The following is a 7,233-nucleotide window of genomic DNA, read 5'->3' on the forward strand; positions in this document are numbered from 1 at the left end:
GGGCAGATTGCCGAGCACGCTGTCCCTGTCCTCATCGAACCAGCCGTCGTCGTAGTGCGCGTGAGCGTCGAAGATATTACTCAGCATATTTTCGCGCCCGCGGGCATACCATCTATTGTGAGCACCTGGAGCTTCTCGTCCTTGCCCTCGCCCTCAACGGCTGATAGGATCATTCCGTGGCTCTCAACGCCGCAGAGCTTTACGGGCTTGAGGTTCGATACAAAGAGTATCTTCTTGCCGACCAGCTCCTCGGGCTGATAGAACATCGCGATTCCACTGACGATAGTGCGCTCGTCAGCTCCGTCGAAGATTGTGAACTTCAGAAGTTTCTTTGACTTCTTGACCTTCTCGCAGGCTCTTACCTCGCCGACGCGGATATCGCTCGCCGCGAAGTCGTCAATGCCAATCTGAGCGACGCCCGCAAGCTCCTCGCGGATCTTGGCCGCGCGCGGGTCCTCGTCGTTGTTCTTGATAATGCTGTTGAGCTCCTCGATTTCCTTCTCGACGTCGATTCTCGGGAAGAGCGCCTCGCCCTTCTTTACGGTGACGTTTTCGGGGAGAACATTGAACTTGTCTGCGTTGCCGTAGCTTGCGCACTTCTCGCATGCGCCGATCTGTTCGAGAGCCTTGGGCATGGTTGTGGGCATGAAGGCGGACAGCAGAGTCGCGACAATGCGGATAGTGTCGAGCAAATTGTAGAGAACGGTAGCGAGCCTTGCGCGGTTATTCTCGTCCTTTGCGAGAATCCACGGCGCTGTCTCGTCGATATACTTGTTGGCGCGCGAAACGACCTTGAAAATCTCGGCGAGAGCATTCTGCAGCTGAGTTTTTTCGATGAAGTCGTCAACCTTCGCGCGGAGAGAGGTTGCCTCGTTGATCAGATCCTCGTCAAACTCGCCTGCCTGACGCTCTGAGGGCAGAGTGCCGCCGAAGTACTTCTCGACCATCGCGACGGTGCGCGAAACGAGGTTGCCCAGACCGTTAGCGAGGTCGGAATTTATGCGGTTGATCATGATCTCGTTCGAGAACGAGCTGTCGGAGCCGAGAGCCATCTCGCGCATGATGTGGTAGCGGATAGCGTCTGCGCCGTAACGCTCGCCGAGAATGAACGGGTCAACGACGTTGCCGAGAGACTTGGACATCTTCTGACCGTTGAAGGTGATCCATCCGTGAACCGCGAGGTGCTTTGGCAGCGGAAGCTCGAGAGCCATCAGCATAGCAGGCCAGATGATCGCGTGGAAGCGCATGATGTCCTTTGCGACCATGTGAGTGTCGGCAGGCCAGTACTTGTCGTAGTCGTCGTACCTGTCGTTGAGATAGCCGAGGGCGGTGATATAGTTGGAGAGCGCGTCGATCCAGACATAGACGACGTGCTTGTCGTCAAAGGTTACGGGAATGCCCCACTTGAAGGTCGTGCGCGAAACGCAGAGGTCCTCAAGACCGGGACGGATAAAGTTGTTTACAAGCTCCGTCGCGCGGGTCTTGGGACGGAGATAGTCGGTTTCGGTGAGCAGTTTCTCAATGCGGTCGGCAAACGGCGACATCTTGAAGAAGTACGCCTCCTCCTTTGCCTCGGTGACCTCTCTGCCGCACTCGGGGCACTTGCCGTCAACGAGCTGGCTCTCAGTCCAGAAGCTCTCGCAGGGCGTGCAGTATTTGCCGCTGTACTCGCCCTTGTAGATATATCCCTTGTCGTAGAGTGTCTTGAAGATTTTCTGGACGCTCTCGATGTGGTAGTCGTCGGTGGTGCGGATATAGCGGTCGTAGCTGATATTCATAAAGCGCCAGAGACCCTTGAAGATCTCGGCGATCTCGTCAACGTATTCCTTGGGAGAGACGCCTTTCTCGGCGGCCTTCTGTTCGATTTTCAGGCCGTGCTCGTCGGTGCCTGTGAGAAACATCACGTCATAGCCCTGCATTCGTCTGTAGCGCGCGATAGAGTCGCAGGCGACGGTGGTGTAGCAGTGTCCGATATGCGGATTGCCTGACGGGTAGTAGATGGGCGTAGTGATGTAAAATGTCTCTTTTTTACACATGAGTAATTCCTCCTAAATGTTCAGCGAATGGGCTGTATCTTTTATTATAACAATTCCTGCGGAAAAATGCAACAGAAACACAACAATCTGCCAAAAACGCAGGCGTTGCCGATAAAATGAAAATACCTCTTGACAAAAGGAACAATGTATGGTATTATAATATAGCTGTAAGACAGCAAGACAGCGCACATATCGCGGGATAGAGCAGTTCGGTAGCTCGTCGGGCTCATAACCCGAAGGTCGTTGGTTCAAATCCGGCTCCCGCAACCAAACAAGACGGTTTTTCGAAACCGTCTTTTCTTTTTCCGATTTTTCCGAAAATGCCCGAAAACGGCTTATCTATGCGGTTTTCAAACAGCAATAGAATAAAGTTGGGAAAAGTTAAGTCAGAATTAATACAGTTAAATCGCAGTCAAATCGCAGTCACAAATAAAACCTGAGCCGCCGAAATCGTTTCCGACAATCATTTTTTCGGAGGTTAAAGCTATGACAAACACAAAGATCACTTACACACAGCAGGGCGACTATCTTCTTCCCGATTTGAAACTGCCTGAACAGCCGAAGGTCGAAATCGGAATTTTCGGAAAGCGGCGTCTTCGCTATTTGGAGCGTAACCGTAATATACTCTACACAAATCTGCTTACTAAAGGAAAGCTGACCGCTTATCTCACCGATATCGACGAACAGGCGGAGAATATGTTTGATCGGTTGGTAAGGCAGCTTGCAGAGCGTGAGGGCGTGACGGAGCAGCTTAAAGCAGAAAACCAAATGCTATGGGTTAAGAAGATGAATTCTATCCGCAACCGAGCAGAGGAAATCGTTAATCACGAGTTGATTTACAACTAAAACCAGATTGTGAGGTAAAAGGCGTTTTCTCAGTGTACTGAAAGCCGACCCGAAGCTACTCGTCAAAAACAATATTATCAGCGCATAAAATGAATCCGGCGCCCCTTGATAGGCAAATCGCTTATCAAGGGGCGTTTCACTTTGGATTTACAAGAAATCAGTGCACCAAAAACACACCATCTTGCAGTGTATTATTATTGCAGAATGAATTTCAATATGATATGATAGAGATAAGAGGTGGTATGATGTTCGCTAAATCTCCGAAAAAACTGATAATAATGAATATTTTGGATATCCTCAAACGATACACAGACGAAAATCACCGGCTAAGCCAGAAAGAGATTCAGGATATTCTTGAGCGTGAATATGATATGACGGTTGAGCGCAAGGCTGTTAAGCGCAATCTGATGAACCTGATCGAGTTCGGCTATAACATCAATTACAGCGAGAGCGTGCGAATATTCAAAGATAAGGACGGAAAAGAACAGGAGAATGTGATCCTTTCCGACTTTTATCTTGAGCGTGAATTTACCGACAGTGAACTGCGGCTGCTGATCGACAGTGTGCTGTTCTCAAATCATATCCCCTATAAGCAGGATAAGGAGCTGGTCGATAAGTTAGCTTCTCTGTCCAATATCTATTTCAAAAAACGAGTGAACCATATCGCCCGTATGCCGGAGGATAAGGCGGATAACAAGCAGCTTTTTTACAATGTTGAACTGTTAGACGAGGCGATCGACAAAAGACGCAAGGTGCGTTTTCACTATCTTGAATATCACACCGACAAAAAGCTGCATAAGCGGCGAAATAAAATCGGCAAGGTTAGGGAATATATCATCAATCCCTATCAGTTAGTCGCCAAAGAGGGCAAGTATTATCTGATTTGCAACTATGATAAGTATGACAATATCAGCAACTACCGTGTCGACCGCATAACGGATTTGGAGATCCTTGACGAAAACATCAAGCCTTTTGATCGGCTCAAAGGCAGCGACGGCAGAAAGCTTGATCTTGAGGAGTATATGGATAAGCACGTCTATATGTTTTCGGGCGAGAACGTGAGGGCTGTGTTCCGAGCGGATAAAAGCCTGATCAGCGACATCATTGATATGTTCGGCAAGGAAGTCAGATTCAGCGAAGAAACCAACGACGAGATAACCGTCACGGTAAACGTCAACGAGCTTGCTATGGAGCAGTTTGCAAAGGCATTTACACCTTGGGTTGAGGTTATCAAGCCTGTTACGCTCAGGGAAAAAATGATTGAAAATCTGAGTGAAGGGTTGGAAAAATATAAAGATTAATAGGAGGAACCACCGTGAACAACAATGAAATCGTATATGAACTGACAGAACAATGGGATGAGCTTATTATAATAGGAAAATGCTTTGACGGAGAGGATGAGTTTTTCGACACAGATTACTTTGTTGAGTGTATGAGAGAAACGTTTCATTATTTCTTCGATGGGAGAGAGCGTGCAGAACAGCTCACCAAAGCAGAGATTGCTCTGTACGGATATATCTTCGCTTACACAAAGCTACCCGTTGAGTTTATTAATGAAAACAGCGAGGACTTTGAAAAAAGTCAGTTAGCCGCAGATGTGCTTGCACACGCTATTCTCGGCGAAAGGAATGAATATATTTCCGGAACCAAGCTAAAACAGACTATTTATAACGGCAAGAGCTTTGTCGCATACGAATACGATATCACAACAGATGATATGGGCAAATTCACGGAACTCTCCGCGGATGAATTTAAAGAGGAACTTGAATAGCTTTTTCAACAGAGCAGCACATCTACGAGCTGCTCTGTTCCTTTATGCACCGTTTTTGTTCCACGCTATATGGTATATTTATAGTACACAGAACAAGGAGGTGCAATATGATTTATTACAAGATAAAATGCAAATACACGGTTACAGAAGAAACGGATGAAGCCAAGCTGATGAGATTTTGGAGAAAAGCTGATTCGAGTTATGTTGGCGGACAAATATTTAGGGTGATTATTCTTGAACGTGATGATACAACAATTGACGCTCTTTTGATGTTCTCGGTTAGTGATCACTCGCTTTCATCGATTAAAAAGCGAGTAATCAGCGAATTCGATGAAACCGGAGAAACAATTAAAAGCTTAAATTTTTCTAAAACTCCTGAGGAAATAACAGTTACAGAGGCAATATCTTTAATTCGATGCAGAACAATAGATGGTGCAGGCGGAAATGCTTACAGATGCTCAAAACGTGTGGCGACAAGATGGTGCAACGCCGAATATTTGAATGATAATTTTGATTTAAAGTTTGATGAATTTGTTCTGCCGCACACACAATTATCCTTTTTGAAAGCCAAAGATGAAGCACGGGGTATTCTTGCAGATGAATCTTTTTATGAAGAGCTTGAAAGAATCTATTCACCTTTGAACAAGCGTAAGTTTTGCGGTAATCCCGTTAATTATTTAATCAACGCCGCTTCAAGAGAAACAGCAAAAAATCTTGTAAAACTACTGACTAAAGCGCTGTATTCAAATAAAAGGTTGTTAAGTACAAGGGTTGCTTATGTAACTGAGCTTGGCGATGTATCATATGACAAGGCTATAAAAAATCTTTGCGAAAATTCATATGCTTCTGTGGTGGTAATAGAATGCAGCGACAGCAATATAAAGGACGACAGATTTGCAAGAGGACACGAAAGACTAAGCGAAGATATTTATGATATCCTCAAGGAATATTCGCTGCAAACCGCATTTATCCTTGTTGATTTGGGGAGCAAAGCGTGTAAACAGGCAGTCGGAGAACTGATTGTCAAAGAGGATATAAGCTTTATCGAGATATCCGAAGGAAAGGGAGATAACAGCACAGGAAAGAAATACCTTAAAACGCTGCTCAAAGAAAATAAAGTTCGCTATGTCAAAGAAGATTTTGTTATACCCGAACAGGAGGTATACAGTGTAAACGACATCGTTACTGCATACAGGAATATAAAAAAGAACCGTATCAGAAACAGCTTGTATAAGTCATACAAAGAGATAAAACCCTTAAAAATCGATGCTCCAGTAGCTGTTTCAAACAGTTATGAAAAATTGCAGAGTATGGTCGGTTTAACTGAAATCAAGTCAATCATCGACCAGATCGTCTCCTCTCAGAAGATAAATAAACTCCGTGTTGAAATGGGGCTTGATGTAACAGGCATTTCAAAGCATATGATTTTTACGGGAAACCCCGGTAGCGCTAAAACAACGGTCGCAAGACTGCTCACCTCGATTTTATACGAAGAAAAGGTAATTGACAGAAACAGGTTCGTTGAATGCGGACGTCAGGATCTGGTCGGCAGATATGTCGGATGGACAGCCAAACAAGTAGAAGAGCAATTTCGCAAAGCAATGGGCGGTATTCTTTTTATTGACGAGGCGTATTCCCTTGTCGAAAGAGAGGGGTTATACGGCGATGAAGCGATAAACACTATCGTTCAGATGATGGAAAATTACCGTGATACTGTAATCGTTATTTTTGCCGGATATCCTGATAAAATGGAAAGGTTCCTTGAAAAGAACGAGGGGCTTCGCAGTCGAATAGCGTTTCATATCGATTTTCCCGATTATAACGCGGATGAGCTTTGCGATATTTTGAAGCTGATGAGTAAAAACAAGGGCTTTACTCTTGATGGTGAGGCTGAAGAAAAGTGCCGCAGGATCTTTGATGAAGCTTGTAAAAACGCGGAATTCGGAAACGGCAGATTTGTACGGAATTTGCTTGAACAGGCAATCATCAAGCAGTCTTCACGCTTAGTGAAGGAATACGGCAATACAAAGATCGATAAAAGTATTGTATCGTTGCTCTCCGCCGACGATTTTGATATCAATGCTGCAAAGGTATACAAGACCGAAAAAATCGCTATAGGATTTTAGGATATATATTTGTAAAGGACTTGAAATCAATGCATTATGTGATCAGTGATATTCACGGGTGCTACGCACAGTTTACGGAGCTCCTTGAATTAATACATTTTAAGGACACGGATACGTTATATGTGCTCGGCGATATTGTTGACAGAGGCCCTCACCCAATCAAAGTCTTATCTGCGCTTATGGAAATGCCGAATGTTGTTTGTATCGTCGGCAACCACGAGCTTATGGCGTTAGTCGGGCTTAGGTTTCTTAACACACAGATAACGAATGAATCTATTGAGTCGATGGATGAAGAAACAGTAGGTAATCTTTTTAATTGGATACGCAACGGTGGTCAGACAACCATAGATGAGTTTAAGACTTTATCCCTGGATAAGCGTCAGGAAATCATCGATTTTATAATGGATTTTTCCGTGTATGAGGAGCTGACTGTCAACGGTCAAAAGTATCTGCA

The 7,233-nt window shown here is 45.1% G+C and carries 6 protein-coding genes and 1 tRNA gene; 6 read left to right on the top strand and 1 reads right to left on the bottom strand.

Annotation, left to right across the window (positions count from 1 at the left end; genetic code table 11):
* Positions 1–80 precede the first annotated feature (80 nt).
* Complete coding sequence (gene metG, locus JKK62_RS11840; protein WP_201428057.1) at positions 81–2,036, bottom strand: methionine--tRNA ligase; 1,956 nt, start codon at positions 2,034–2,036, stop codon at positions 81–83.
* A 193-nt stretch (positions 2,037–2,229) separates the two neighbouring features.
* Between metG and JKK62_RS11845 the strand changes: the two genes are divergently transcribed.
* From JKK62_RS11845 to JKK62_RS11870, 6 genes are all read left to right on the top strand, one after another.
* A tRNA-Met gene (locus JKK62_RS11845) sits at positions 2,230–2,306 on the top strand.
* A 216-nt stretch (positions 2,307–2,522) separates the two neighbouring features.
* Positions 2,523–2,882, top strand: coding sequence for a TnpV protein (locus JKK62_RS11850; RefSeq protein ID WP_201428058.1), 360 nt, complete (start codon positions 2,523–2,525; stop codon positions 2,880–2,882).
* A 242-nt stretch (positions 2,883–3,124) separates the two neighbouring features.
* Positions 3,125–4,183, top strand: a complete 1,059-nt coding sequence (locus JKK62_RS11855; protein ID WP_243411839.1) for a helix-turn-helix transcriptional regulator — start codon at positions 3,125–3,127, stop codon at positions 4,181–4,183.
* Positions 4,184–4,197: 14 nt separating this feature from the next.
* Complete coding sequence (locus JKK62_RS11860) at positions 4,198–4,653, top strand: hypothetical protein (protein ID WP_201428061.1); 456 nt, start codon at positions 4,198–4,200, stop codon at positions 4,651–4,653.
* A 107-nt stretch (positions 4,654–4,760) separates the two neighbouring features.
* Positions 4,761–6,779: an AAA family ATPase gene (locus JKK62_RS11865; RefSeq protein ID WP_201428062.1), complete on the top strand. Its 2,019-nt coding sequence runs from the start codon at positions 4,761–4,763 to the stop codon at positions 6,777–6,779.
* A 29-nt stretch (positions 6,780–6,808) separates the two neighbouring features.
* The coding region (locus JKK62_RS11870) for a fructose-bisphosphatase class III (RefSeq protein WP_201428063.1) at positions 6,809–7,233 on the top strand (425 nt) is incomplete at its 3' end.

It is taken from the genome of Ruminococcus difficilis (genome assembly GCF_016680995.1).